Annotated in this window: 1 pseudogene; it reads right to left on the reverse strand. The window is 72.8% G+C overall.

The window, feature by feature from the left end:
* Positions 1-298 (reverse strand): annotated as a pseudogene (locus IG08_RS0153535) (3-oxoadipyl-CoA thiolase); the annotation flags it as partial.

The following is a 298-nucleotide window of genomic DNA, read 5'->3' on the forward strand; positions in this document are numbered from 1 at the left end:
CGGCGAGGCGGGCGCCGGAGGCGCCCAGGGGGTGGCCGAGGGCGATGGCGCCGCCCTGGGGGTTGAGGATGGCCGGGTCGAACTCGGGCCATTCGGCGATGCAGCCGAGCACTTGGGCGGCGAAGGCCTCGTTCAGTTCCAGGACGGACAGGTCGGCGATGGTCTTGCCGGCCTTGGTGAGTGCGCGGTTGACGGCCTGGACGGGGGCGAGGCCGAAGTAGTGGGGGTCGAGGGCGTTGACGCCGGTGGCGGTGATCCGGGCGAGTGGTTCGCGGCCGGTGGCCTTGAGGCCTTCCTC

This window comes from Streptomyces fulvoviolaceus, assembly GCF_000718165.1.
GTDB classification, from domain to species: domain Bacteria; phylum Actinomycetota; class Actinomycetes; order Streptomycetales; family Streptomycetaceae; genus Streptomyces; species Streptomyces fulvoviolaceus.